At 41.4% G+C, this 25408-nt stretch carries 20 protein-coding genes; 11 read left to right on the top strand and 9 right to left on the bottom strand.

Annotated features, from left to right (window positions below; translation table 11 throughout):
• Positions 1 to 7: 7 nt before the first annotated feature.
• On the bottom strand, positions 8 to 772 hold the full coding sequence (gene map, locus B5D47_RS08720) for a type I methionyl aminopeptidase (protein WP_078931446.1): 765 nt from the start codon (positions 770 to 772) through the stop codon (positions 8 to 10).
• A gap of 19 nt (positions 773 to 791) precedes the next feature.
• The gene (locus B5D47_RS08715) at positions 792 to 1547 is read right to left on the bottom strand and encodes a J domain-containing protein (protein WP_078931445.1); all 756 of its coding nucleotides are present in this window, start codon (positions 1545 to 1547) and stop codon (positions 792 to 794) included.
• Positions 1548 to 1950: 403 nt separating this feature from the next.
• Between B5D47_RS08715 and lptC the strand changes: the two genes are divergently transcribed.
• The 3 genes from lptC to lptB all read left to right on the top strand — a co-directional run bounded on the left by lptC (position 1951) and on the right by lptB (position 4379).
• On the top strand, positions 1951 to 2523 hold the full coding sequence (gene lptC, locus B5D47_RS08710; RefSeq protein WP_078931444.1) for an LPS export ABC transporter periplasmic protein LptC: 573 nt from the start codon (positions 1951 to 1953) through the stop codon (positions 2521 to 2523).
• Complete coding sequence (locus tag B5D47_RS08705) at positions 2520 to 3404, top strand: LptA/OstA family protein (protein WP_078931443.1); 885 nt, start codon at positions 2520 to 2522, stop codon at positions 3402 to 3404. The genes lptC and B5D47_RS08705 overlap by 4 nt, the downstream gene beginning before the upstream one ends.
• Before the next feature lie 63 nt (positions 3405 to 3467).
• Positions 3468 to 4379 (top strand): LPS export ABC transporter ATP-binding protein, encoded by a 912-nt coding sequence (gene lptB / locus B5D47_RS08700; protein ID WP_407701154.1) that lies wholly within the window; start codon positions 3468 to 3470, stop codon positions 4377 to 4379.
• A gap of 229 nt (positions 4380 to 4608) precedes the next feature.
• Here the strand turns inward: lptB and rny are convergent, their stop codons facing one another.
• From rny to B5D47_RS08685, 3 genes are all read right to left on the bottom strand, one after another.
• Complete coding sequence (gene rny, locus B5D47_RS08695; protein ID WP_078931442.1) at positions 4609 to 6138, bottom strand: ribonuclease Y; 1530 nt, start codon at positions 6136 to 6138, stop codon at positions 4609 to 4611.
• 169 nt (positions 6139 to 6307) lie between these two features.
• Positions 6308 to 7738, bottom strand: a complete 1431-nt coding sequence (locus B5D47_RS08690; protein WP_078931441.1) for an ASKHA domain-containing protein — start codon at positions 7736 to 7738, stop codon at positions 6308 to 6310.
• Between the two features lie 96 nt (positions 7739 to 7834).
• Positions 7835 to 8395: a hypothetical protein gene (locus B5D47_RS08685; RefSeq protein ID WP_078931440.1), complete on the bottom strand. Its 561-nt coding sequence runs from the start codon at positions 8393 to 8395 to the stop codon at positions 7835 to 7837.
• Between the two features lie 311 nt (positions 8396 to 8706).
• On the opposite strand from B5D47_RS08685, the gene B5D47_RS08680 reads away from it, so the two are divergent.
• The 4 genes from B5D47_RS08680 to B5D47_RS08665 all read left to right on the top strand — a co-directional run bounded on the left by B5D47_RS08680 (position 8707) and on the right by B5D47_RS08665 (position 13581).
• Positions 8707 to 9735: a thiamine ABC transporter substrate-binding protein gene (locus tag B5D47_RS08680; protein WP_078931439.1), complete on the top strand. Its 1029-nt coding sequence runs from the start codon at positions 8707 to 8709 to the stop codon at positions 9733 to 9735.
• 23 nt (positions 9736 to 9758) lie between these two features.
• The gene (locus B5D47_RS08675) at positions 9759 to 11285 is read left to right on the top strand and encodes an ABC transporter permease (protein WP_078931438.1); all 1527 of its coding nucleotides are present in this window, start codon (positions 9759 to 9761) and stop codon (positions 11283 to 11285) included.
• The gene (locus tag B5D47_RS08670) at positions 11272 to 11949 is read left to right on the top strand and encodes an ABC transporter ATP-binding protein (protein WP_078931437.1); all 678 of its coding nucleotides are present in this window, start codon (positions 11272 to 11274) and stop codon (positions 11947 to 11949) included. The genes B5D47_RS08675 and B5D47_RS08670 overlap by 14 nt, the downstream gene beginning before the upstream one ends.
• A gap of 306 nt (positions 11950 to 12255) precedes the next feature.
• Positions 12256 to 13581, top strand: a complete 1326-nt coding sequence (locus B5D47_RS08665) for an MATE family efflux transporter (protein WP_078931436.1) — start codon at positions 12256 to 12258, stop codon at positions 13579 to 13581.
• 21 nt (positions 13582 to 13602) lie between these two features.
• Here the strand turns inward: B5D47_RS08665 and pyk are convergent, their stop codons facing one another.
• Together pyk and B5D47_RS08655 are read right to left on the bottom strand one after the other, a co-directional pair.
• Positions 13603 to 15030: a pyruvate kinase gene (pyk, locus tag B5D47_RS08660; protein ID WP_078931481.1), complete on the bottom strand. Its 1428-nt coding sequence runs from the start codon at positions 15028 to 15030 to the stop codon at positions 13603 to 13605.
• Positions 15031 to 15291: 261 nt separating this feature from the next.
• Positions 15292 to 15990 carry a DUF2259 domain-containing protein gene (locus B5D47_RS08655; RefSeq protein ID WP_078931435.1) on the bottom strand — a complete coding sequence of 233 codons (699 nt, stop codon included), beginning with the start codon at positions 15988 to 15990 and terminating at the stop codon, positions 15292 to 15294.
• A 151-nt stretch (positions 15991 to 16141) separates the two neighbouring features.
• On the opposite strand from B5D47_RS08655, the gene B5D47_RS08650 reads away from it, so the two are divergent.
• Positions 16142 to 16966: a hypothetical protein gene (locus B5D47_RS08650; RefSeq protein ID WP_143592650.1), complete on the top strand. Its 825-nt coding sequence runs from the start codon at positions 16142 to 16144 to the stop codon at positions 16964 to 16966.
• Here B5D47_RS08650 and B5D47_RS08645 read toward each other — a convergent pair.
• Entirely contained in the window at positions 16951 to 17571 is a 621-nt protein-coding gene (locus B5D47_RS08645) for a diacylglycerol/polyprenol kinase family protein (protein ID WP_078931433.1), read from the bottom strand. The genes B5D47_RS08650 and B5D47_RS08645 overlap by 16 nt on opposite strands.
• Before the next feature lie 48 nt (positions 17572 to 17619).
• Positions 17620 to 20991, bottom strand: a complete 3372-nt coding sequence (flcA, locus tag B5D47_RS08640; protein WP_078931432.1) for a periplasmic flagellar collar protein FlcA — start codon at positions 20989 to 20991, stop codon at positions 17620 to 17622.
• 292 nt (positions 20992 to 21283) lie between these two features.
• Here flcA and B5D47_RS08635 point away from each other — a divergent pair, with 292 nt between their 5' ends.
• The 3 genes from B5D47_RS08635 to leuS all read left to right on the top strand — a co-directional run bounded on the left by B5D47_RS08635 (position 21284) and on the right by leuS (position 25396).
• Positions 21284 to 22003 (top strand): glycogen-binding domain-containing protein, encoded by a 720-nt coding sequence (locus B5D47_RS08635; RefSeq protein ID WP_234969986.1) that lies wholly within the window; start codon positions 21284 to 21286, stop codon positions 22001 to 22003.
• Between the two features lie 105 nt (positions 22004 to 22108).
• Entirely contained in the window at positions 22109 to 22651 is a 543-nt protein-coding gene (locus B5D47_RS08630) for a GNAT family N-acetyltransferase (protein WP_200806569.1), read from the top strand.
• 204 nt (positions 22652 to 22855) lie between these two features.
• Entirely contained in the window at positions 22856 to 25396 is a 2541-nt protein-coding gene (leuS, locus tag B5D47_RS08625) for a leucine--tRNA ligase (RefSeq protein ID WP_327192273.1), read from the top strand.
• The last annotated feature ends 12 nt before the right edge of the window (positions 25397 to 25408 follow it).

Genomic DNA, 25408 nt, shown 5'->3' with positions numbered 1-25408 from the left:
AAAAAAACTAGCAAACAAGGTCGTCGCAAAGTGTAAGAATTTCCGTATGGTCTTCAAAAACAGCAACCGTATGCTCTTCGTGGCAGCTCCACTTTCCGTCATTTGTAAGGACAGTCCAGCCGTCATCTGCCGTATGGACATCTGCCGTTCCCAAATTTATCATCGGCTCAATGGCAAGAACCATTCCCGGCTGGATTCTCGGATTCGGACCGCTCATCGGGCAATTTGGAATGCTCGGATCTTCATGAACGCCAAGACCTACTCCGTGCCCGCAATAATCGTAGACAACTCCATAACCGTATTTTCCGTTTGCAACATCGTTTACAGCATTTGAAATATCGCGAATTCTGTTTCCAGCAACACAGGCTTCGATTCCAGCGCGCAAACTCTCCCTTGTCGCCTTTACAAGTTTTTTATATTCGCTTTTTACATTTCCAACCTGAACAGTATGACAAGAATCAGAAATATAACCGTCAAGGTCAATTCCAATATCAAGAGAAACCAAATCTCCGTCGTGAATAATCTTCTTTTTTGAAGGAACTCCGTGAATAACCTGCTCGTTTACGCTGATGCAGGCTGCTCCTGCAAAATCTTCGGAATACCAGGCAGGAACTCCTCCGATTTTTTTTATAAATTTTACGACTAAATCATCAACGTCTTTAGTGCTCATCCCCGGCTCAACCTGAGGAACAACTTCTCTAAAAAGGTCTGCAAGGGCATGACAACTTTTGCGAATTCCATCGATTTCTTTTTCATTCTTTAAGCGAATCATTATATTTTCCTTCTTGTTGTTATTTTATTCTGACAGCTTCTTCTTCACAAATTCTGGCAGTCCGTTCATCTCCAATACGGCGGTAAGCAGCGGCCATCTTATGCAAAAAAAACGAGTCATCACTATTTCCAAAATTTAATTCAAGAGCGCGTTCCCAGGCGTCCAGGCACAGTTCATCAGCAACATTTCCTTCAAGGCGATATTTTAAGACAGTCCGCGCCAAATCCATCACTTCTGGAAAAAAAAGTCTGAAATACGAAAAACTGTATTCCATGCGGATAATCTGCTCCAAAAGAACAAAGGCATCGTAATATTCCTCGTGCAAGACAAGTTCTTCGCAAAGAATAAAACCGTAATCCATAAAATCTTCGCGGGTAAACCAGTCTGAAAGCTTAAAACGTGAATGACTTTTACAGGTTTCGACAAATTCGCGCACCGCATCTTCTTCGCGGGAATGCAAAAGGTCAAAAAATATCAGTTTTGCCCGGCTTTCTTCATCATTTCTCTGCAAAAGCCAGGTTCTATAATCAAAAGAATTAGAAGACCGGGTTGAATGAGAACGGTAACGATAAAAATAAGACTCGTCAAAAAGCGAACGCTGCCTTACATCAGATAAAATTTCGTACGCTTTAACAAGTTCACGAAAAGCCGCTCCGTCCGAAAGATTTCCGGCAGTGTCAGGATGTAAAAGTTTTGCTTTTTTTCTATAGGCACGGCGGATTTCTGCGACAGTTGCGCCAGGCCGAACACCCAAAATTTTATAACAGTCTTCCAAAGTTCTTCAATTATATTCACAATCAAATTTTTTTACAATTAAAGAATTTATTATAGAAAGAGTTAAAAAACGCAAGGCTTAAAAATTTCTTGTTCGCCCTGTAAAAAACACATTTAAAATAAAAAAGACTGCCAAAAAAGGCAGCCCTTATTTTACTTTGCCAAAGTTTTAAGAAGTTCGTGGTTTGTACGAACTCTCTTTGAATTTTTCTTGCTGTTAGCTCTGATAGTTTTATTCCAGCGGAGCGGTCTGATTCTTCTCGCAAGTCTCATAAAATACCTCGTTGAATGGATTTTTTGCCATTATATCAAAAAAAATAACAACTCGACAAGTATAAAATTCTTTAAAGACTGAATTTTTTCATCTGCTTGACAAAAAGAAACCTTGCATAGAAAATTAAAAGATGTTATTTAATAATAAAAAAGTTAAAAAATCTGTTATTTTTCTTACAGCAGCATTATGTTTTTTTTCGTGCTCGCTCAATTACGAAACTGAAAAAAACTCTGAAGAATCAGTTCCGGAATTTTCTTTTACAGGAGCGGTTTTTAACAGATACAAAGACAATAAAATTTCAATTCAACTTGAAGCAGACAAACTAGAACAATACAAGGCGGACGGCTCTTCTTACGCCCAGTCTGCGCAGTTTAAAACTTACAAGGACGACGGCACCCTTGATACAGACGGATATTGCAGCCTGCTTGCTTCCAACACGAATGACGAAAAATATTCGCTTTTTGACGGAATTTCGATAAACGTTTACAGCCAGGATTTAAAAATCACAGCACAGTCGCTGCATTTTAACGGCAAAACAGAACAGCTCACTTCCGGCCGGAACGAACAGGTTACGATTGCAAGAAAAGGCACAACTGTAAGCGGAACGGGATTTTCCGCAAGCGGAGTAAGCCGAAAATTCAGCTTTGAAAGACAGGTTTCCGGTTCTGTAGTTGACAAGGAAGACGACGGAGACAAAGAATGAAAAACCTCATTTCGATAATTTTTGCCTTGGTTCCGGCAATGATTTTTTGCGAAGAAATCACTTTTACGGCAGATTTTATGTCCGGAACGGCAGGCAGCAAAACTGACACGACAACCCTCGAAGGAAACGCAACAGTCCAGACTTCCAGCATGAACATAAGCGCCGACGCGATCGAACTTTCGGGCGAAGATTTCAGATTCATTACGGCAACAGGAACGGTAAGCGGAAGCATAACAGAAAGCCAGATGGATTTTACCTGCGGAAAACTAAAATACGACAGGCAGACAAAAGTCGCCCAGCTCGAAGATGCGGTTCACCTTGTGGACGTTGCAAATGAAGTGACTGCGGATGCTCAAATTATCGAATACAACCAAAACAGCGAAACCGCCGTCATGCAAATTGAAATAACCTTGACGCAAAAAGACAACGTCTGCACCTCGGCATTTGCGATTTACAAAAAAAGCGAACAGAAGCTCGAAATGAGCGGAAATCCAAAAATTCAGCAGGGAACAGATTCTTTCAGAGCGCAGGAAATCACCTTAAACCTCGAAACCCAGGAAATTACACTCGACGGACGCGTAAAAGGAACCGTTTCGGACAGCAAACCGGCAAAAACAGAAACTGACACGGAATCAGCCGAATCAGAAACCGCTTCTCAGACCGAAAATCCGCCGTCAGAAAGCGAAATTTCTTCTCAAACAGAAAACTCTCCGTCAGACGGCGAAAGTTCCCCGCAAAACGAAAACTCTCTGTCAGAAAGCAAAAATTCCGCGCAAAACGAAAACCCTTCTCAAATAAAAAACATCCAGGAAGACAGCCAGCAAACTTCCGAAAAAAACACAAAATCAGATTCGGAAAACGATCCTTCCGCAAAAAGCTAAAATAAGGAAAATTAAAAACTAATGTCAGAAAACAGCAGCGAAAACAATATCGAAGAAAACACAATTTCCTCTCAGACCGAAAATCAGCTGTCAGACAGCGAAATTTCCGCACAGACCGAGAATCAGCCGTCAAACAGCGAAATTTCCGCACAGACCGAGAATCCGCCGTCAGAAAGCGAACTTCCCTCTCAGACTGAAAATCAGCTGTCAGACAGCGAAATTTCCTCTCAGACCGAAAACTCTCAAAAGATCCACACGCTCAAAGTCAATTCACTTTACAAATCATTCGGCAGAAAAAAAGTTGTCCAGGGCGTCGATTTTCAGATGCACACAGGAGAAGTCTTGGGACTTTTAGGACCAAACGGAGCCGGAAAAACAACATCTTTCTATATGATTGTAGGTTTTTACCAGCCGACAAGCGGAGAAATTTTTCTGGACGACGAGCGAATCACCGACCTTCCAATGTACAAACGCGCCAGACTCGGGATTTCTTATCTTCCTCAGGAACCTTCCGTTTTTAGAAAACTCACGGTCGAAGAAAACATCTGGTCAATTCTCGAAACCCGACAGGATTTAACAAGGGCCGAAAAAAGACAGCGCCTCGAGGAACTGATCGAAGAATTTTCAATCGGAAGAATCCGGAAACAGCCGGCATTTACGCTTTCCGGAGGAGAACGCCGCCGCACAGAAATTGCCCGTTCCCTCGCAATTGAACCAAAATTTCTTCTTTTGGACGAACCTTTTGCCGGAATCGACCCGATTGCAGTCGCCGACATCAAGGCCATGATAAAACTTCTTGCGAAAAGAGGAATCGGAATCCTCATAACCGACCACAACGTCCGCGACACCCTCGAAATTACCGACCGCGCGATAATCATTTCGACAGGTCAAATTCTAATCCAAGGAAGCCAGCAGGACATTATCGACAGCCCGGTTGCAAGAGAAATCTATCTCGGCGAAAATTTCCATATGTAGGATAAAATTCCGGAGCGCAACTTCCTCTCTAACCGTCCCTGCACAATTCCGCTTCCGCTACATCTTTTTGCCTTGCAAAAAGACGCGTTCGCGTTGTTCCGGCACGGGCTAAGTTTTTTCTAAAAAACACAAAACAGAGTTTTTATTCTGAATTGTCTTTATTTTTTCAAAAAAGCAAAAAAAATCCTGCCCCGTAAGACATTTTCATTCTTCGGTGCAGGATTTATTTTTATCTTGCGTATTCAACAATTCGTGTTTCGCGAATCATCGTCAACTTTATGCGTCCAGGATAACGCAAATCGGTCTCAATCTGTTTTGCAATCTTCTGCGCAAGCTCTTTAACTTCGCCGTCAGGAATCTTCTCGTTATTTACAAGAATACGAAGCTCACGTCCAGCCTGAATTGCATAAGCCTTTTCAACACCCTGGAATTTTTCTGCAATTTCTTCAAGGTTTTCAAGACGTTTTACATAATTGTCCGCAGTTTCTTTTCTTGCGCCCGGACGAGCCGCAGAAATAGCATCTGCAATCTGAACAATAACAGCTTCGAGTGTCGCAGGCTCACAATCCTGATGGTGGGCGGCAATAGCATTGATAACTTTCTGGTCTTCGCCAAACTTTCTTGCCATTTCTGCGCCGACTTCTGCGTGGTTTTTATCGCTGTCGTTTTCCGCGCCCTTGCCAATATCGTGTAAAAGAGCCGCACGTTTTGCAAGCTCGCGGTTTGCTCCGACTTCTCCTGCAATAAGGGTCGCGATTTCTGCAACTTCTTTTGAGTGCGTAAGAACGTTTTGACCGTAGCTTGTGCGGAAATACAAACGGCCCAAAGCACGGACTCCATCCTGGTTCATATTGTGAATTCCAAGATCAAAGAGCGCCTTTTCGCCTTCTTCGTAAATTTTCTGCTGAACTTCTCTTGTTACTTTCTGTACAATTTCTTCGATTCTTGCAGGATGAATACGACCGTCTGTCACAAGTCTTTCGAGGGCCTGCTTTGCAATTTCCTTGCGGACAGGATCAAAACAACTGATTACAACGGCTTCCGGAGTATCATCAATAATAATATCCACACCTGTCAAAGTTTCCAATGCGCGGATATTGCGTCCTTCACGGCCGATAATACGGCCTTTCATCTCATCGCTTGGAAGAGAAACTGTCGCAACTGTAACATCGCTCGTAACCTCGGTTGCAAGCCGCTGAATTGTTTCTACAAGAATTTTCTGGGCTTTTTTATCTGCCGTCAACTGAGCTTCCTGCTCAATTTTGTTCAAAAGAGCCTGAGCGTCATGGCGCGCGTCATTCTCAAGATTTTTGATGATTAAATCTTTTGCTTCCTGCGCAGACAAGCCAGAAATTCGTTCCAGCTCACGGCGATAAGTTTCTTCCTGAGTTGCAATCTGCTGCTCACGTTTTACCATAGAGTTTTCGCGTTCAGCAAATTCCTGCTCTTTTTTGTCCATTTCGCTATTGCGTTTGTCAACGAGTTCTTCTTTTTTGGCAACTCTTGCTTCGTAAACCTGAATTTCCTTCCGGCGTTCACGATTTTCCCGTTCCTGCTGCTGACGTTCCCGAAGGAGTTGATCTTTTGTTTCTAGCAAATATTCTTTTTTCTGGGCTTCTGCTTCTTTTAATGCGTCCTGTTTTACACGTTCAGCTTTCTGCTCTGCCGAAGATAATTGAAATTTGGCATATAACCAACGAATAATCCATCCAAGAACTATACCAGCAACAGGAAGACTTACGAATAATACAACATTCATAAAATTCTCCTATGCTTCTATTAAGGAGTTGGATTTTTACTGCGGATAAACGTCATCATCGTTCAAAATTCCACAAAAAAGCCGTCCCCAAAATATCCTTTATATTTTAATCTAAGAATATTTATATGTCAAACAAATAAATCCGAGTGTGCAAAAATCCGGGAAAAAGTTAATTAAAATCAATTGAATTCATGTATCTTTCCTGAAATTCAGGAACTGCGGCAAGGTTTATCTGAATCGAATGTTTTTTAATTTCCATTGCCTTTTTTCTCAAAGCTTTAGAAAAAAGCATTGCGGACGCTCCTGCAAGGGCCGCATTTCCGAGTGGAACACAGCAATTTTTAAGTTCGTCGGGAATAAGGCCTATTGCGCAGGAATCTTCTATATCAAGATGCGAACCAAAACCGCCTGCAATACAAAAAAGCGGAAGAAAAGGAGAACGCTCAAGCATATAGCGCAAGCCTGTATAAACCGCGGATTTTGCAAGCTGAAGATTTCTAATATCCTGCTGGGAAAGATAAACGGCAGGTGTCAATTGAATGCAAACAGAACCGTCGCCAAGCTTGGAAACATTTTTCCGTATTACGCCAGATTTATCGATAAAATTGTTTTTTAAGAACGTGCTTCCGGCACTAACAAGTCCGGAACCGCAAATTCCTTTCGCATTGCCACCGCCGATTACAGAGCAGCAGAGTTTTCCGTTTTTATATTCGATTTTTTCAATCGCACCGTCAACAGAACTCATTCCGCAGCTGATATTCGCCGCCTCAAACGCAGGACCTGCGGCCGCCGAAGTGCACAGAATTTTTGCAGGCTGTTCTTCAGTCTTTGGAATAAAAAGAGCAATTTCTGTATTTGTGCCAATATCCGCGAGCAAGAGCGGAGTTTGAACAGGAGTGTCCCAGCAAGAATTTTCATTGCTTTCCGGAGAAGGAAAACCTGCCGAAAGCATTGCACAGACAGTATCCGCGCCAATAAAAGCCCCGACACAAGGAGGAAAATAAACCGGCGTATCGGAATCAACGGAACTTGCGGCAAAAAGCTGTAAAATTTCCGGAGTCGGGAGATCCAGATTTGAACATTTTTCGTTGATTTTTCCACTGCGAACCTTATCCCAGCTTGCCGTAAAGCCAAAATGAGAAACTGGAGTAAAAGGAGCGGCGGCAAGACCTTCGACTGGAAACGCGCAGACAAAACTGAGCATTGTCGTGTTTCCGGTAATTACGATTTTAGAAACATTTAATTGAATTCCGCGCATTGTTTTTTGAGCGGCAAGCGCCAGCGCGTGGGCAAACATTCTTTCTAACTGGGAGATAATCGCATAATGAAGGGCTGATTCTCCGGTTTCTACGACAGCAGAAGAACCTGTCAAAGGAGGCCGAGTTGCAAAAGAAATACGGCGGATAATATCGCAGCCATAGCGGGACTGAAGATTTTTTTCCGCAATGACAGAAAGGCATTTTTTTGAGGAAAGCGACCAGATTTTTACAGCAACAGTTGTCGTTCCGACATCTACTGCAATTCCAACATCTGTGATATTAACCTGTTCCGGCTGTTCTTCTGGAATTTGCGGTAAAAACCCCTGTGTTTCAATCTGCATCGATCTGTCCCATAACCATAAATAAATAATAAAATCTGTATTTTACAGGATAAACCAAAAATCTCTTAAATGCAATTTTTTTCTTAGTTTTGAATCCTAATTTTTTGAAAGGCGGAACTTTACTTCCAAAATATTGTCGCTCGAACCGCCTCTCGGCATGTGCCGCCAGTTTGCGCAGACTTCCGGTGCGTAGCCTTTTTTTCCATAACCAAAATCGTAGGAAATACCAAAGGCAAATCCATTTCCAAAATTTGTGCTTTCGATATAATCTTCAATGTCCTGCAAACTAACAAAATCTGTGCGTCTGCCAAGACAATACTGAATAGTTGTGCAAAGGCCTGCAAGTCCAGGATAGATTTTAAAACCTGCAAAACCGCAGTAATCCCAAAGAATAAAGTGCTCGCTGCCTTTCCAGCGTGCGTCCATTATAGAATCCATTCCAAAAACAAGTTTTACAGGTTCGGCAACTGGGAAATCAACGGAAAAATCTCCGCACAAAATAACCTGGCTTTTCTGGTCAAAATCAGAAAGCAAATTTTTTAAATCTTTGTCACCGTAAAAAACGTAGCCAGAACCGACACCAAATTCAAACTGTGGCTCGGCAAAAACTGCAAATACTGAAAAAAAACATGCAAAAAGGAAAAAATATTTTTTCATAAAGATATTATCGGAAAAAAGACGTAAAAGGTCAATTTTTTAGTTTTCAAGAAAATCCTAGCCCGTGCCGGAGCAACGCCGAAGGCGTCTTTTTGCAAGGCAAAAAGATGAGCGGAAGCGGAATTGCGCAGTGGACGGATTGACGGTTAGTTGCGCTCCAAAATAAAAAAGCTGGAACTCACTTTACACAATTTATGTATATTTTTACAATGTGCTTTGTACCGGGGTGGGAAAAACTTTCCCTGAGATTACACCCGCAGGACTTCGTATGAGGTTCCAACCTGATCCGGATAATGCCGGCGGAGGAAGATATGCTTAGACACATCTTTAAAATTTTTCTTTTTTCTATTTTAGTTTCTATTGGTTTTTCTGGCTGCTCTAAAAAAGCAGGTGATTCTGCACGTCAAAATGAAGTTGTTGTTTACACTTATGACAGTTTTTGCGGTGAATGGGGTCCTGGAGCGGCAATTGCTAAAAAATTTACGGAAAAAACCGGATTAAAAGTTACTTATGTTGATTGCGGCGACGGAGTTGAAGTTCTTTCGCGCGCGGCCCTCGAAAAAGGCAATGTCCAGGCAGACGTAATTTTGGGTCTGGACAACAACCTTGCAAAAAAAGCGGCTGAACAGGATATTCTCGAAGCATACAAACCGGCCGGTTCTGAAGCGATTTCTGAGGAGTTGAAAAAAGCTCTGGGCTCAAAAAATCTTTTGACTCCTTTTGACTATGCTCCTTTTGCAATCGTGTTCGATACAAAGGCAGATGTTCCTGCTCCAAAATCGCTCGACGACCTTACTAAACCTGTCTACGCAAAAAAAATCATTTTGATGAATCCACGGACTTCCACTCCTGGACTTGGTTTTGCCGCATGGACTTGCGCTGTAAAGGGCGAAAAAGTTCTTGACTACTGGAAGGCCTTAAAACCAAATATTCTTACGATGGCTCCTGGCTGGAGCGCAGGTTACGGTCTTTTTACAAACGGAGAAGCTCCTCTCGTTTGCAGTTACACAACAAGCGCGGCTTATCACTACGAATATGACAAAACCGACAGATACCAGGCTTTGATTTTTGATGACGGACACATTCTTCAGGTTGAAGGCGCCGGACTTGCAAAAAATGCTCCGAACAAAAAAGGCGCCCAGAGTTTTCTGGACTTTTTAATCAGCGAGGACGCACAGAACGAACTGCCGCTTACACAGTGGATGCTTCCTGCAAACAAAAATGTAAAACTTCCGCAGTCTTACATTGACGGAACTCCTTCTCCTAAAAAGCTCTTGTCTTACGATACAGAAAAAGCCAACGTCGCTATCGAACAGATTATGGCTGTTTTGGGCGAATAAAATTTTAGAAGGTTTTTGAAAAGATGAACGCAGTCCTGTCTGCAAATGTTTTTTTTCGCATTGCCGGTTTTTCGGTCTTTCAGGCACTGCTATCGACTTTTACGGCCCTTTTAATCGGACTTCCGGCTGCTTTTTTTTGCGGCCGGAGAAAATTCTTTTTAAAAAACTTTTTGCTTTCGCTTTCTTCTGTTCCGTTCTGTATTCCTTCGCTTTTAGTCGCTTTGGGCTACGTTAGTTTTTTTGGAATGAACGGAACTTTGAACAGTTTTTTGATGTTCATTTTTGGCAAGGATAAACCGCCTGTCACTTTTTTGTACAGTTTTCTTGGAATCATAATCTGCCACGGTTTTTATAATTTTCCGCTCGTAATGAGCACTGTAAGTTCTGCCTGGGAACGGCTTTCGAGAGCAGAATCGGACGCGGCAATGCTTTTAGGAGCCGGGAATTTTAAGATTTTCCGGTCAATTACGATTTTTCAGCTTTTGCCTTCAATAATATCAGCCTGTATTCCAGTTTTTTTGTACTGTTTTTTTAGCTTTATGATTGTGCTTCTCTTTGGCTCAGTCGGAACAACAACCCTCGAAGTTGAAATTTATCAGCAGGCAAAGGTCAATTTAAATTTTGGAGCAGCATTAAAGCTCGGCTTTCTGGAAACGACGATTGCCCTTTTTTTGGTCACGATTTACACGTTTATTGAACAAAAATCGAAAGGTCTAAAAGGCATTTTTTTTAACGGCGAATCCCTCGAAAAAACGAAAATCTGCGGATTTGAAAAAATTTTTACATCCATTCTTTTTTTCCTGATTTTTTTGTTTTTTATCTGCCCTCTTTTTTCGATTTTTTACAACGGATTGAGCTCAAAACGGCTTGATTCGAATTTTACTTTCTATAATTTTATTCATCTTTTTAACTCGCAAAGTTTTTGGAATGCTTTTTTATGGACGTTTATAACAGCCCTGCTCTCCGGATTTTTGTGCGCGGCAATTGCCTTTTTTTACGCAGCCGTTCTCAAGATTTTTGATCCGACAGGCCGTTTTTTTATTTTCAGGATAATTCCGATTGCGCCAATGGCAATTTCGAGCGTTGTAGTTGGAGTTTTGATTACGATTCTTGTCCGAAAAGGAAATTTTTTGATTCTTGTTTTTGCTCAATCACTTTTAAACTGGCCGGTTGCGTTCAGGCAGATTTATGCAGAACTTGAAAAACTTCCTCGGACAACAGTTGAAGCTTCTTCGATTTTAAGCCGCTCTCCGTTCGACACGGTTTTTAGAATTTTTATTCCAGTTTCAAGACGTTCTTTTTTTAGGGCGACAGCTTTTTGTTTTGCCCTGAGTGCCGGTGATGCAACACTTCCGCTCGTGCTTGCAATTCCCCGGTTCAATACGCTTGCGCTATACACTTATCGTCTTGCAGGAAGGTATAAATTTAACGAAGCCTGCGCTTCTGGAGTAATACTTGGAATTTTATGCGCGGTGATTTTTTCGCTCGGCAAACTAGCCTCTAGCAGAAAATTTAAAAAACAGGAAGGCTCAGAAAATGGCATTCTTTAGTGCAAAAAATTTAAAAAAAGAGTGGGAAAATTTTTCCCTAGATGTTTCCTTTGAATGTGAAAAATCCACAATGACGACGATTTTGGGACCTTCCGGCTCAGGAAAATCTTCCGTTTTGCGCCTGATTTGCGGTCTTGAAAAGTCGGAAAAGGCAGAAATATGCCTTGACGGAAAAGACATAACAAAGACCGCTGTGCAAAACCGAGGAATCGGCATGGTTTTTCAGAGCGCGAACCTTTTTGGGCATTTGAGCGTAGAAGACAACGTTTCGTACGGACTTGTCTGCCACGGAACTAAAAAAAAGGAAGCCAGAAAAATGGCTTGCGACTTCTTAAAAAAATTCAACCTTGAAAATTTTGGAAAACGCTCTCCAGAAACTCTGAGTGGCGGCGAAGCGCAGAGAGTGAGCCTTGCAAGAACCTTGATTGTAAAACCGCAGCTTGTACTTTTTGACGAACCGCTTTCGGCACTGGACGCGCCTTTAAGAAAAAAACTCGCCGCAGAAATCCGCAGACTGCAAAAAGAAATAGGCTTTACAGGAATAATGGTTACGCACGACCTGGCCGAAGCAAAAGCCGTAAGCGACAAAATTATTTTAATGAAAAAAGGCCGCATAATCTGGCAGGGAGATGCCAAAGACTTTAACGAAAATATGCTGGAATAAACCAGCGACAATAAGCCGTCTTGAGCGAACGCGACTAACGGCGAATTGGAGTGTTTTTGGAAAAAAGGTTCAATTTTTAGACAAAAAAAACGTTTATGAAACTTTACCGTCAATCAATTGAACCTGCGTAGGAAAAACCAGCGACAATGAGCCGTCTTGAGCGAACGCGACTAACGGCGAATTGGAGTGTTTTTCCGGGAGCAGGTTCAATTTTTAGACAACTAATTTTTTATGAACAATTTTTTATCAGTCTGAAAATTGAAAACCAATTGTAAATCAAAACCCCTCTCATTAAAATTACGGCTTATGGAAGTAAAAGGCAGACAACTTTTTCAACTGCTCGTTCCTCTTATGGTCGAACAGCTTTTAAACTCATTTATGGGAACAGCAGACACCGTAATGATTACAAAATGCGGTTCGGCTGCAATTTCGGCAGTTTCTCTTGTCGACTCGATAAATGTAATGGTTGTTTTGATTTTTTCAGCAATGGCTACTGGCGGAGCAATTCTTTGCAGCCAATATCTCGGTCGAAAAGACATAAAACAGGCCTGTCACGCTGGCAAGCAGCTAATTCTTTCTGTAACCTTTGTTTCTATTGTTGGAACTGCAATCCTGATTCTCTTTAAAAAATCAATTCTTTCGCTTATTTTTGGTTCTGTAGAAGCGGAAGTCATGTCAAAATCCGAAATTTATTTTTTTATAACGGCGCTTTCCTACCCTTTTATTGCAATTTATAATTCGGGAGCAGCAATTTTTAGGGCGGATGGCAATTCAAAACTTCCGATGGTTGTCTCTACAATTTCAAATATTCTGAATATTGTCGGAAACGCCATTTTTATTTTTGGATTTAACATGAGCGTTGCAGGAGCAGCCTTAAGCACTTTAATTTCGAGAATTTTCTGTGCTGTTGTAATTTTGATTCTGTTAAACCGGACAAAACAGCAGATCGCGATTGACTCTTATCTTGCAAAACCAGATTTCCGCGAAATTTCTCAGATTTTGAGAATCGGAATTCCTTCAGGAATCGAAAACGGAATGTTTCAATTTGGAAAACTTGCAATTCAATCTTCGGTTTCGACCCTCGGAACAGCCGCAATCGCCGCAAATGCGCTCACTTCGGTTCTGGAAAGTTTTTCAAGCCAGGCTCCAATCGGAATAGGAATTGCGCTTATGACGCTTGCAGGCCAGGCTTACGGCGCCGGCAACTACAAGCTTGCAGAAAAATACATTAAAAAACTCACTTTTTTCAGTTTTATCGCAGTGGCAATTTCTTCGGTAATTGTAATCGGAATTGTAAAACCGCTCACTGTTCTTTCTGGAATGGATGCGGACGTTGCGCTTTTGACAATCCAGCTTTCTGTTTTTGTGCACGTAATAAAGCCTTTTGCCTGGAGTTTTTCTTTTATTCCTCCGTACGGAATGCGTGCAACCGGAGATGTGCGTTTTCCAATGCTGGTTTCGACAGTCACAATGTGGACTTGCCGGGTTGCGCTCACGATTTTCCTTATCCGCGTACTAAAAACAGGTCCGCTTGGAGTTTGGATCGGCATGAGCAGCGACTGGGTTATCCGTTCCGTAATTTTCTTCTTCAGATTTAAATCTGGAAAATACATTCACAGAACGGCGGTATAAATTCAAAAATTTTTGATTTTTTTATCTATAAACTTTGCGGACAGTTTCTACTTTTATCATGTTTGTATGGCCGCTGTTGACTCCAACCTGTCCGCCGGTCAAAACCACTGTATCACCGATTTTAAGGTTGAGTATTTTTACGGCACGCTGAATTGCATGGAACAAAAGAACGTCGAGAGAATCATATTCCTCGCACAAAAGCGGAATTACACCCCAGGAAAGAGCCAGTTTGCGGTAAACCTTTTCTGATGTAGTTGAACCGATAATCTGCACAGGCGCGCGAAAACGGCTTACCATTCTTACTGTCAAACCGCTCACAGAATTTACAACAATACACTTTGCGCCAACATCAATTGCCATCTGACAGGTTGAATGAGAAATTGCGTCAAGAATATTGCGGTTTACAAATTCCGTATAATTGAAGCGTTTTTTGTAATTTATGTGCTGTTCAGTATATTCTGCAACGCTGGACATTGTCTTAACTGCTTCGACAGGATACTTTCCAGCGGCAGATTCTCCAGAAAGCATGATTGCAGATGTTCCGTCGTAAACCGCATTTGCAACGTCAGAAATTTCGGCACGGGTCGGACGAATATTGTTAATCATAGACTCGAGCATTTCCGTTGCAATAATAACACGTTTACCGAGAAGACGGCATTTTTGTTCGATTTCTTTCTGAACGACAGGCACTTCCATAAATGGAATTTCGACGCCCAAATCTCCGCGGGCAACCATAATTCCGTCAACAACAGAACAAATTTCTTCGATATTTTCAACGCCGGCACGATTCTCGATTTTTGCAATAATATCAATTTCTTTTCCGCCGTTAGCGTTTAAAAATTCACGGACATCCTGGGCATCCCTTTTTGTAGAGACAAACGACGCGGCTACAAAATCAACGTCCTGCTCAATTCCAAACAAAAGGTCGCTCTTGTCCTGTTCGCTCAAAAAAGCGCTGTTTAAAAGTTTTCCAGGAAAGTTCATGCTTTTTCTGTCAGAAAGCGCGCCGCCAACCTTAACTTCTGTAATAACATCGTGGCCTTTTACGTCTGTAACTTCGCAGATTACAAGTCCGTTATTCACAAGAATTCTGTCGCCAGGTTTTAAATCATCGGCAAATCCCTTGTAATTTACAGAAACCTTGCTTTCGTCGCCTTCGATTTCGTCAGTTGTAAAAGTAAAAGTCTGGCCTTCATTTACGACAATTTTATGTTCTTTGAAAGTTCCGATTCTGTATTCAGGTCCTTTTGTATCAAGCATAATCGCCAGAGGAATTTTTAATTCGTTGCGAACTTCTTTAATAAGATTGATTTTTTTTAAATGCTCTTCGTGTGTTCCGTGCGAAAAATTAAGCCGGGCAACATTCATTCCAGCCTTGCACATGTCAATAAGAACTTTTTTAGTCTCGCTCGCAGGTCCAATCGTACAAATAATTTTTGTTTTGCGCATTTTTTCCACCTTTCCAAATTTTGAGCAAGTATACAGAACTTTAAGGATTTTGAAAATAGAAAAATGAATTTGTAAAGTCGCGCAGTTACGGTTAAAAAGGCAATTTTCAGCCCGGACATTAGCCAAGCCGAAGGCTGTGCGAAGCACCGCGCGTGAGCAAGTGGCGGTTGGCCGGTTTGAACAAAAAATCTGCTCCATAAATAAAAAATCCCGGCGCTGTTTTTTTTTACGGCCAGGATTTTTTGTAAGTTTTTTTATTTTTTACAGACGGATTGTTTCGACCATGTAGCGGATACACGTGCCTGTCTTGTTTTCGACCTGTTTTTCGACTACGAACACAAAATTGCGGCCGCTTTTGTCGCTGAAAATCCGGTTGATTGTGTAGCCTGTTACGCCTTTGCGCTTTATGTCAGGATTTCCGACAATGTTGTGGCTGATCACGTTGCCGTTTTCGTCCTGCTTTTCCACTGCGATAAAGAACGAAGACTTGCAGTTTTCTCCTGTGCCTTCGACATTTTTTATGAGTTTAATATGGTAAAAAATGCTGCGTTCTGTGCTTGAACCTTCAAAATCCTTAAAAACGATTTCGCCGGTTGAAGACGGAATTTCGCGTGTAAAAAGGAGATTGTCGGCTTCTGATTTTTTTAAATTGTATTTTTTGAGAACCCAGCTTGCTTTTTTGAGAAGTTCCTCGTAAACTTCGCGGCCTGTTTTTTTTGCAGTTGCTTCAGATGGATTTATGCGGAAAACTTCGCCGTCAATCCAGTCGTTTTTTTCAATATCAACGCAATAAATTTCTGCGTAGCCCTGAAAAGTTTTATCTGTTTTTCCGTATTCTGCAAAAACGTAAGTTTTGCCGTCTTCGGAAAGTCCGAGATCAACAAAAGCCGCAGCATCTCCAGCAAAAGAAAGTGAAACCGTTGCAAAAATTGTGAATAAAATCAAAAGATGCTTTTTCATTTTTTTTCTCCCATTCAATGCGCATAAAAAGGCTGATTTTTGTATGCTGTCCGTTCCTGCTTTTTTTAAGCGCCTGTTATGTTCTATATTTATTTTCGGATTTTAAATGCTCTCTCTTTACTTAATTTTTGTTTGCTTTTAATATTTTTTTATGACTTTAAAGACTCGCAACCGAATGATGCAGATTTTCTTTTATTTTTCGCTTGTCTGCATTGCAAGCGCCCTCTTTTTTTTCATTATCGCGCTTGTAAACAAAGCTATTACTCCACCGCCTAATCTGCGGATTCCAGCGTTTATGGAAAAAATCGGATTTTTAAAATACAGTTTTATTGCGACGATGATTTCAATTTCGCTGGTTGTTTTTTTTGCGCCGGTTACTGTTTTTTATGCGCTTAAACTTTTTGAAAACACTCAGTCAAACGAAATTATTTTTTTTCTTGCTTTTTTGACCGGCTGTCTTTGCGAAGGAGTGCGCTTTTTAACTCCGCTTTTTGGTTTGTGGTCAACTTTTTCCGACCTTCTGTTTTTTTGTGGAAGAATTATTTTTATCGGGCGGCTTTTGTGTCCGCTGAGTTTTCTTTTTGCGGCCCTTGCAAGTTCTGCAGAACAGCGTCAGGACATTGAACGCAATATTACGATTCTTTTTGCAATAACTGTTGTTTTTGCGATTATTGCGCCTATCAACACGGCAAGAATCAGTTCCGCTGGAACTGTCACATGGGGATTTCCAAGACTGTTTTTTTGTTCACGGCTTGCATTTACTGCCTTGAGTTTTATTTCGTTTTGGATTATGGCAATCGATCAAAATACTGATGAATATAAAAAAATTGCCTTTTCAATGCTGTTTATTCTTTCGGGTTACGGATTTCTGGTAATTTCGGACAACTTCGTCTTTATGATTTTGGGACTTCCGCTTCTTCTTTTGGGAACGTACGGATATTTGAGGGCTTTGCATTCACTTTACATGTGGAGATAAAAAAACTGGGAAAGTCCGCCGATTACAACGGGAATCAGAACATTGTCGTAATCCTTTAGAGGCAATCCTTCAATCAAAGTTGCAACAAGGGCAAGAAAAAAACACAAAATTGAATTGTTCAAGACAAAAAAGCCCGAAATAAAAACTGCGGCAAAACAGGTAAGGCTTCCAGCCGCGGTCTTTCCTCCTGTCAAAGGAACTTCGACCCTGCCAAATGTTTTTCCTGCAAGGCTTGCAAGTCCGTCGCCAAAGGCAAGAGAAAATATTCCGACTGTAGAAAATGGTTCTTTCCAAAGAATCGAACACAAAACGATTCCCAAAACCAAGGTTACCGGACCAAGAACAAATTTATTGTCGTCACGTTTTCGGGCGGCAGCGACAGTTATTGAACTTATGAGCGGAACACAGACACCTTTTAGCCTTAAAATTTCAGAAATTGAATACAGAACGGCGGCACAAACAAGGCAAATTATCGCCGGAATTTTGTAAAAATGAATAAAAAGCGGCACAAATGCCGTACAAATATGAATTGTTTTTCGGAAAACTTCTTTTTTGAGCGAAATAAAGTGTTTTTTTAAGTCAATTCCAATTCTAGTGCAAAACATTTTTCAAAAATCCCGGATTTTAAACTCTTTAGTTTTAACGGTTTTATTCTATTTTAACACTTTTTCTCCGACCAAAGTGCGGGGAATGTCTGTATAAATTGCAGGTTCGAATTCCGCCATCGAAGCCGAAATATATTTTGAATTTTGCAGGGCAAGGTTACTTCCACCAAGCCGAACCATCGTTTCCTGATTTCTTGTAAGAGCATCCCAGGCACGAATTGATTCGACAAAACATTCAAAACTTTTTCCGTTCATCTGGCTGTTGCCGGTCTGACGAGCAATTTTATTCAAGACAACCCCGAGGTTGTTGTTTGTTTTTAAAATCATTTCTACAAGCTGAGAATCTTCTTCCTTAGCCTGAGGAAAAAGAAGCGCGTGATGCGCTTTTTCTTCGTTTAAAAGGCTTAAAAGACGGTTGTAATAACCTTGAGCCGCAAAATTATCTCCGCGGAGAGCAAGAGTGTTCCCGGCCGCGAGAAGAAGGTTTTGATCTGCATCTTTTTTTTCTAAAGCCTTTATAAAAAATGTGAGCGCATTTTCGTAATTCTGCTTGTTATAATTTATAACACCGATTCTGTAATTTACAGTCGGAGTTGAATTTTTATTTAAAACTGAATACTCATAATTTTTCAAGGCAGCATCCATGTCGCCAGAAATAAAGTATTCAATATCTCCCATATCAGCGTATAAAATTCCTGTATTTAAATCGCCTTCAAGTCCGTTTTTTTCGTTTTCGCTTTGAAAAAGGTCAATTCCGCGGGTATATGCTTCCTGGGCTTTTATGTACTGGCTTAAATCAGTGTAAAGTTCGCCCAAAAGACGGCAGGCATCGATTTCGCTGTAAACGCTTTTTTTTGTGCGGACAGCAAGCTTGTCAAAACAATCAAGGGAAGCCAGGAGTTTTCTTCTTGCAGATTCAAAATTTGAATTGCGGATAAAATAACGCGCAAGATTGTAATGGGCAAGAGGATTTTTTGAATCCTTTTTTTCTGCAATATCAAGCATTGCCTTTACATCTTCAATTTTTGCACGTAAATATTCATCGGAACGGCTCAAATTTCCATAAAGCTTGTCCAAAAGATAGCCCGAAAGTTCAGTCCAGTCTTTTGCCTCCAGAGATTTTTCGCGCGGATAAAAACGGTTTTTAAGCTCTATGACATTCTTTAATTTGTCAGTGCGAATAAAATAGCGGAGCATTCTCGACATATAGAGGTCTGTAGCTCCATAAAGCTGAATCAAATCTGAATAAGTCTGCCTTGCCTGCTCATATTTTGCAAAATCTGTTTCGCCCCATTCAAGAAAAACATCTCCCAAAAGCAAAATTCCGTCAGAATCGTTTATGTGCCAGTCTAAAATTTCGCGGCGGACAATTTCTTCAGAACGCTCATAGTTTGCACGGTCATAAAGTTCCATTTCCGCCCAGTCGAGTCCTGCATTTTTATCGTGCTTAAAAACTCCAAGAATATTTTTGTACATTTGAGCCGCACGCTCAAACTGCTTGTGTTCGCGGTAACCTTCGGCATATTTAAAAAACCATTTTTTTATAGGTTTATATTGAACCGCATCAATAAATTTTGATTCTGACTGAGGATATTCGTTGTTTTGAAGAAGGGCATAACCCTGCTTGTAAATAATTTTTGCCATTATCGGCTTGTAAACGAACAAAACTCCCGCCTGAAAAAGCAGAGAGACCACAAAAGCAATCACAATTCCTGCAATCGTGCCCGGAATAATTCTGTTTTTTAACTGATACTGAAAAGACTGCTTGTACGCTTCGTACTGGGCAAAAGAACGCCTCTCGTAATCCCTTGGAACGTCAATCGAAATGTCGAGCATTTTTTCCAATTGAGAAGCAATCTGCCTTGCAGGCGCCTTGTTGAGAATTTTTTGAATTATTTCAAAAACAGCGTCGTCGGTAAATTCGTTTTTTACGACCAAATCTTCAATCGCAAGACGGAGGTTGAGCGGATAGTCGGAAAGATTTTTTCTAAAAACCGCATATTCTTCTTCAGTAAGAGTGTTTTTTGGCCTTCCGTTCTTTGCCTGAGAAAAATCAACATTATCAACCTTTGGCCGTCCACGCTTGTCAAAGGCGGCGGTCTGAGTGTCCGAAAATCCAGGAATTTTAAAATCATCGTCAAGAAGAAAGTCATCGTCCGGCAAATTTTTACCGATTCCAGGCAATGAAGTTTCCGGAAATTCATCTCCACCAGGAAAAGAAGCGCTTCCTGCTCCAAAATCAATATTTTCGTCGCTTCCAAGTTCTTCGATTGAACTCGAAAAATCTTCCGCAGGAACATCGGCCGAAGCGTCAACAGAACCGGAAAGCCCTTTTAAAATTTCGGCAGCCGCAGTGTTGTTTTCTTCTTCCGTAGTCTGAGCGCCAGAATTTTCCAAAAAATCAGAATTTTCCGAACTTGCAGAATTTTCCGGACTTTCCATAGAAAATGAATCAAAATCCGGGAGGCTAAAGTCGTTCAAACTAGCGTTTGGACTGGCGTCTGGATGGGTGTCCGGACTAGCGTTTGGACTGGTGTCTGGACTAGCGTTTGGACTGGAATTTAAACCTCCGTTTAAATTTTCATCAAAATTTTCGTCCGCTTTTTGAGCTTCTGAAAACCCAAGAGGATTTTCAATATCCTTGATTTTATCATCAAGCTCAAAATCCGAAGAATCTGGCGTATCTTCAAGATTTTCAGCGTTTTTAAGCTCATTTTGTTCTTTTTGTGCGGAATTTTCGGCTGGCAAAGGAGAAAAACCGTCTTTTTCGACAATATCTTCCGGAAGGTCGGCATTTAAGTCGATAGCTTCGCCGTTAAAAGCAAAATCGTCATCGTTTTTTGAAGCAGCAGGTTCTGTTCCAAAGTCCATATCTTCCGGCAAGTCCGGCATTTGCATGTCTTCAAAATCGTCAGACTTTTTGTCCGGCTTAGAAAGATTTTCTCCAAAAGACTCGTCAAACGGAACATTTTCCTGTTCAGCCTCAGTTTGCGCGCTTTCTTCAGGAGCGGATTTTAAAAGCGCCTCCAAATCAAGATCTTCCAAAGGAATTTCTTCCGGCTCTTTTTTTTCAGGTTCATCAATAAATTCGCTCAAATCCGGCTCATCGTCCGACTGCGAGGCATTGGCATTTAAAATCGAATCCAAATCTGGAACCGCATCGTTTTCTTGTGCCGGAGAACCTAAATCCGTATCTTTATTTTCTTCGCCAGAGTCAACGGCAGATTCGGACTCTTCAGGAGCTGCATCCGTTTTTTCGGGAAGACCGAGAACAAAATCTTCAGAATCGTCTGCTTCAGAAATTCCTTCCGGGAGAGAAACAACGGCAGGTTTTTCACCGCGCTGGGCACGAATTTTAACTTCGTCACCGACATTCCGCATATCACTGGCAAATTTCTTTAGTTGATTTAATCCCGGCATTTCGTTTTTTTACTCCAGACAAAAATTGGCAGTTTTCTCTAAAAATTCTAGAGCCCTGATTACAATTCAAGATTCTATTCTACACTCATTTTCGGAAAATCAGAACCCTTGCTTTAATAATTTGGGTGGCTTTTTTGCGCCGGCAAAAAACCGGGCTATCCGGAGTTCCGCGCTAACCGCGCTGCATTGGCGTTTGCAGGCAACCGCCAACGGTTCCCGCCCCTTCTATCCCTGCCACAAAACTTAATTTTAAAAATCTAAACTACATTCAAAAAATACCGAAAATTCCAGTATGAAAAAGTTTGCTGTTTTTACATTTTTTGCATTTTTTGTTTTAATTAGCGCTTCTGCAAAAAAAGATGAACCAAAAAAAGACACTTACGATTACGACAATCTTGTAACTTCTGTAAGAGGAGTGCGTTCACCTTTGATAAGCGACGAATACATTCTCTTTACAGCAGAAAAAAACGCCCGTAACGTAGGAATTGCCTTCGATTTTGAAAATTTCAGCAAAATTCACGCATTTTCGATGCGCAAGCTTTTCGACTACGAAGGCGAACAGACAAATTCATGGTATTTTTACGTCCTGAAAATTCCTCCAAAAACACAAAAAATTTCCTATAAGCTCGTAATCGACGGACTGTGGACAATCGATCCGACAAATCCAAACACTCAATACGACTCAGAAAACGGAATAGAGTTTTCGTGCATAGAAATTCCGCAGACAAAAAAGAATATAACCGAAAAAACGCCCGACGGATTTACAAAATTTACCTGTAATTTTGAGCCAGGCAAAAAAATCAGGCTGGCAGGCACATTTACAAATTGGGACAGCTGGATTTACGAAATGACAGAAACAACACCAGGAAAATACGAAATTTACCTGCCGCTGCCGCCCGGAACCTACTATTACGCCTATTTTACCGGCCTAAAACAGTTTATCGACACAACAAACCCGGCAAAAGCCTACACCACCGACGGAAAAACAGTATCTTCGATTGTGGTTAAATAGAAAAAACGAATATTTTTATATAAACAGGTCAATACTTTAAAAAAGTGATAAAATTTATTCTGTTCAAAAAAGAGGAAGATAAAATTCCAAGTCTGAAAAAAAAACATGGATACAAACATTTCAAGAATAATAATAAGAAAAGCGACACAAAAAGACAGCGTAGCAGTCCAAAGAATTTACGATAATATTCACACAGAAGAGGAAAACGGACGAGCAACAATCGGCTGGATAAGAGGAATCTACCCTGACGCACGCACAATCAAAGATGCTCTTGAAAGACAAGATCTTTTTGTCGCAGAAACTGATGGGAAAATTATCGGAACAGTCATATTCAACCAACTACAAGTAGACTCATACAAAGATGCTCCGTGGCAGTATGATGCGCTGGACAGCGAAATTATGGTTATGCACACACTTGTCATAGACCCGTCAGAAAAAGGCAGAGGGCTTGGAAAAGAGGTTGCAAAATTCTACGAGCAATATGCTCTTGACAACGGTTGTCACTATCTAAGAATAGACACAAACGAAAAAAATTCCACCGCCCGCTCATTCTATAAAAAACTCGGTTATAAGGAAATCGGGATCAAAGGTTGCACGTTCAACGGAATAAAAGGCGTAAACCTTGTACTGCTTGAAAAGAAAATATAAATTCCACGGTGATGCTCATACACAAATTCCGTGCAAAACGAATTTTCTCTCCATATTTTCAACACTTTAAAAAAGTGATAGACTCGAAATGTTTTAGAAAGACAAAACGCAACCTTATAAAGGTTTCTTTTTTTCTTTCAAACTTTTTTTCTTCCAAATATAAATCCGCATTCAAATCTGTGGATAAAAAACGAGGTCTAAATTATGTACCCATTTCAGAACATTGAACCAAAATGGCAAAAATTTTGGGACGAACACAAAACTTTTAAGGCTGTCGAAGACGAATCTTTTCCTAAAGAAAAACGCCGCTATATTCTTGATATGTTCCCTTATCCAAGCGGTGCGGGACTTCACGTAGGCCATCCTGAAGGCTATACAGCTACTGACATTTACTCAAGATTTTTGCGAATGAACGGATTTAATGTGCTTCATCCGATGGGTTACGACGCGTTCGGCTTGCCTGCTGAAAATTATGCAATCAAAACAGGAACTCATCCTGCAGAAACGACTTTTAAAAACATTGCTCACTTTACCGAACAGATTAAAGCCCTCGGTTTTAGCTATGACTGGGACCGCGAAATCAAAACCTGTACTCCTGACTATTACAAGTGGACCCAGTGGATTTTCCTCCAGCTCTACAAAAAAGGCCTGGCTTACGAAGCCCAGACTCCAATCAACTGGTGTCCTTCGTGCATGACAGGTCTTGCAAATGAAGAAGTTAAAGAAGGCCACTGCGACCGCTGCGGCGCTCAAGTTACGCACAAGGTTATCCGTCAGTGGATTCTTAAAATTACAGCTTATGCAGACCGTCTTTTAAAAGACTTGGACGAGCTCGACTGGCCGGAAAGCGTAAAGGCAATGCAGCGCAACTGGATTGGACGCTCTGTCGGTGCTGAAGTTGACTTTGCCGTTGCTGACAAAGACGGAAAAGCTACCGACCAAAAACTCACAGTTTACACGACAAGATGCGACACTCTTTTTGGCGCGACTTACATGGTTGTTTCTCCTGAGCATCCTTTAATCGAAAAACTTACAACGGCGGAACAGAAAGAAGCTGTTGAAAAATACCGCGATGAAGCCGCAAAAAAATCTGACCTTGAACGCACTGACCTTGCAAAAACAAAAACCGGTGTTTTCTCAGGAAGCTACGCGATAAATCCTGTAAACGGAAAACTCATTCCAATCTGGGTTGCCGACTACGTTTTGATTTCCTACGGAACAGGCGCAATCATGGCAGTTCCTGCACACGACACACGCGACTGGGATTTTGCAAAAAAATTCGGACTTCCAATCATTGAAGTTTTAAAATCGGAAGTTGACGTTCAGAAAGAAGCATGGACTCAGGATGGAATTCACGTTAATTCTGAATTTTTGGACGGTCTTAACAAAAAAGACGCGATTGCAAAAATGCTCGATTTCCTCGAAGAAAAGAAAATCGGCCACAAAGCTGTAAATTACAAGCTCCGCGACTGGGTTTTTAGCCGACAGCGTTACTGGGGAGAGCCAATTCCGCTTGTTCACTGTCCAAAATGCGGAACTGTTCCGGTTCCAGAAACAGAACTTCCTCTTGAGCTTCCAAACGTAAAAACTTATCAGCCTACAGGAACCGGCGAAAGCCCTCTTGCGGGAATTGAATCTTGGGTTAACTGCAAATGTCCAAATTGCGGAGCAGATTCAAAACGCGAGACAAACACAATGCCTCAGTGGGCAGGAAGCTGCTGGTACTACCTGCGCTATCTCGACCCGAAAGACAGTTCAAGTTTCTGCACTTCGGATAAAGAAAAATACTGGATGCCTGTAGACCTTTATGTCGGCGGAGCGGAACATGCGGTTCTTCACCTTTTGTATGCGCGATTCTGGCACAAAGTTCTTTATGACTGCGGAGTTGTCTCGACAAAAGAGCCGTTCCACCGCCTTATCAACCAGGGAATGATTACTTCTTTTGCCTTCCAGAGAAAATCAAAATCTCTCGTTGCCGTTGATGCAGTTGAGGAAAAAGACGGCAAATATTACGCAAAAGACGATGGAGAAGAACTTGAGCGCGTTGTTGCAAAAATGTCAAAATCGCTCAAAAACGTCGTAAATCCTGACGAAATGATAAAAACTTACGGGGCCGACAGCGTGCGCATGTACGAAATGTTTATGGGACCTCTCACAGTTTCTAAACCATGGAACACTCAGGGCTTGGTTGGAATCAACCGCTTCCTCGACAAAATCTGGAATTTGTCAGAAAAGCCGATGAACGACATTGATATTACAGGAAAACTCGACAAAGACCTTGCTTCCCTGCGCAAAACTTACGCAAAAACCGTAAAAAAAGTAACTCAGGACACAGGCAACCTCGACTTCAACGTTGCAATCAGCCAGATGATGATTTTTGTAAACGAAGCTGCAAAATTCGACAGCCTGCCAAAAGCAATGTGGGAAGGATTTGTCCTCATGCTCTCGCCTTACGCTCCTCACCTTGGAGAAGAACTCTGGCAGAAACTCGGACACACAAGCACAAACGCCTACGAGAAATGGCCGACATTCGATGAAAGCTACTGCAAGGACGACACAAAAGAGTTCCCGGTTATGATAAACGGAAAGCTCCGCGCAAAGTTTGAAGCCGCAGCCGACTCAGACAATGCGACACTCGAAGCCCTCGCAAAAGAAACAGACGGCTTTAAAAAGTTTACAGACGGAAAAACAGTAGCAAAAATCATTGTAGTTCCAGGAAAACTCGTAAACGTCGTTATAAAATAAAAAAAGTCGCCT

The sequence above is a fragment of the Treponema berlinense genome (assembly GCF_900167025.1).
GTDB lineage: Bacteria > Spirochaetota > Spirochaetia > Treponematales > Treponemataceae > Treponema_D > Treponema_D berlinense.
The sequence above is the reverse complement of the archived record's forward strand: the minus strand, read 5'-3'. Positions and strand labels throughout refer to the sequence as shown.

Bases quoted from the DNA above. Each gene is read 5' to 3' on its own strand.
- B5D47_RS08645 (WP_078931433.1), bottom strand. From the start codon at position 17,571: ATGTTTTGCACTAGAATTGGAATTGACTTAAAAAAACACTTTATTTCG.
- B5D47_RS08650 (WP_143592650.1), top strand. From the start codon at position 16,142: ATGACTTTAAAGACTCGCAACCGAATGATGCAGATTTTCTTTTATTTT.
- B5D47_RS08665 (WP_078931436.1), top strand. From the start codon at position 12,256: ATGGAAGTAAAAGGCAGACAACTTTTTCAACTGCTCGTTCCTCTTATG.
- B5D47_RS08630 (WP_200806569.1), top strand. From the start codon at position 22,109: ATGGATACAAACATTTCAAGAATAATAATAAGAAAAGCGACACAAAAA.
- flcA (WP_078931432.1), bottom strand. From the start codon at position 20,991: ATGCCGGGATTAAATCAACTAAAGAAATTTGCCAGTGATATGCGGAAT.
- B5D47_RS08690 (WP_078931441.1), bottom strand. From the start codon at position 7,738: ATGCAGATTGAAACACAGGGGTTTTTACCGCAAATTCCAGAAGAACAG.
- B5D47_RS08655 (WP_078931435.1), bottom strand. From the start codon at position 15,990: ATGAAAAAGCATCTTTTGATTTTATTCACAATTTTTGCAACGGTTTCA.
- leuS (WP_327192273.1), top strand. From the start codon at position 22,856: ATGTACCCATTTCAGAACATTGAACCAAAATGGCAAAAATTTTGGGAC.
- B5D47_RS08680 (WP_078931439.1), top strand. From the start codon at position 8,707: ATGCTTAGACACATCTTTAAAATTTTTCTTTTTTCTATTTTAGTTTCT.
- B5D47_RS08635 (WP_234969986.1), top strand. From the start codon at position 21,284: ATGAAAAAGTTTGCTGTTTTTACATTTTTTGCATTTTTTGTTTTAATT.
- lptC (WP_078931444.1), top strand. From the start codon at position 1,951: ATGTTATTTAATAATAAAAAAGTTAAAAAATCTGTTATTTTTCTTACA.
- pyk (WP_078931481.1), bottom strand. From the start codon at position 15,030: ATGCGCAAAACAAAAATTATTTGTACGATTGGACCTGCGAGCGAGACT.
- B5D47_RS08685 (WP_078931440.1), bottom strand. From the start codon at position 8,395: ATGAAAAAATATTTTTTCCTTTTTGCATGTTTTTTTTCAGTATTTGCA.
- rny (WP_078931442.1), bottom strand. From the start codon at position 6,138: ATGAATGTTGTATTATTCGTAAGTCTTCCTGTTGCTGGTATAGTTCTT.
- B5D47_RS08675 (WP_078931438.1), top strand. From the start codon at position 9,759: ATGAACGCAGTCCTGTCTGCAAATGTTTTTTTTCGCATTGCCGGTTTT.
- B5D47_RS08705 (WP_078931443.1), top strand. From the start codon at position 2,520: ATGAAAAACCTCATTTCGATAATTTTTGCCTTGGTTCCGGCAATGATT.
- B5D47_RS08670 (WP_078931437.1), top strand. From the start codon at position 11,272: ATGGCATTCTTTAGTGCAAAAAATTTAAAAAAAGAGTGGGAAAATTTT.
- map (WP_078931446.1), bottom strand. From the start codon at position 772: ATGATTCGCTTAAAGAATGAAAAAGAAATCGATGGAATTCGCAAAAGT.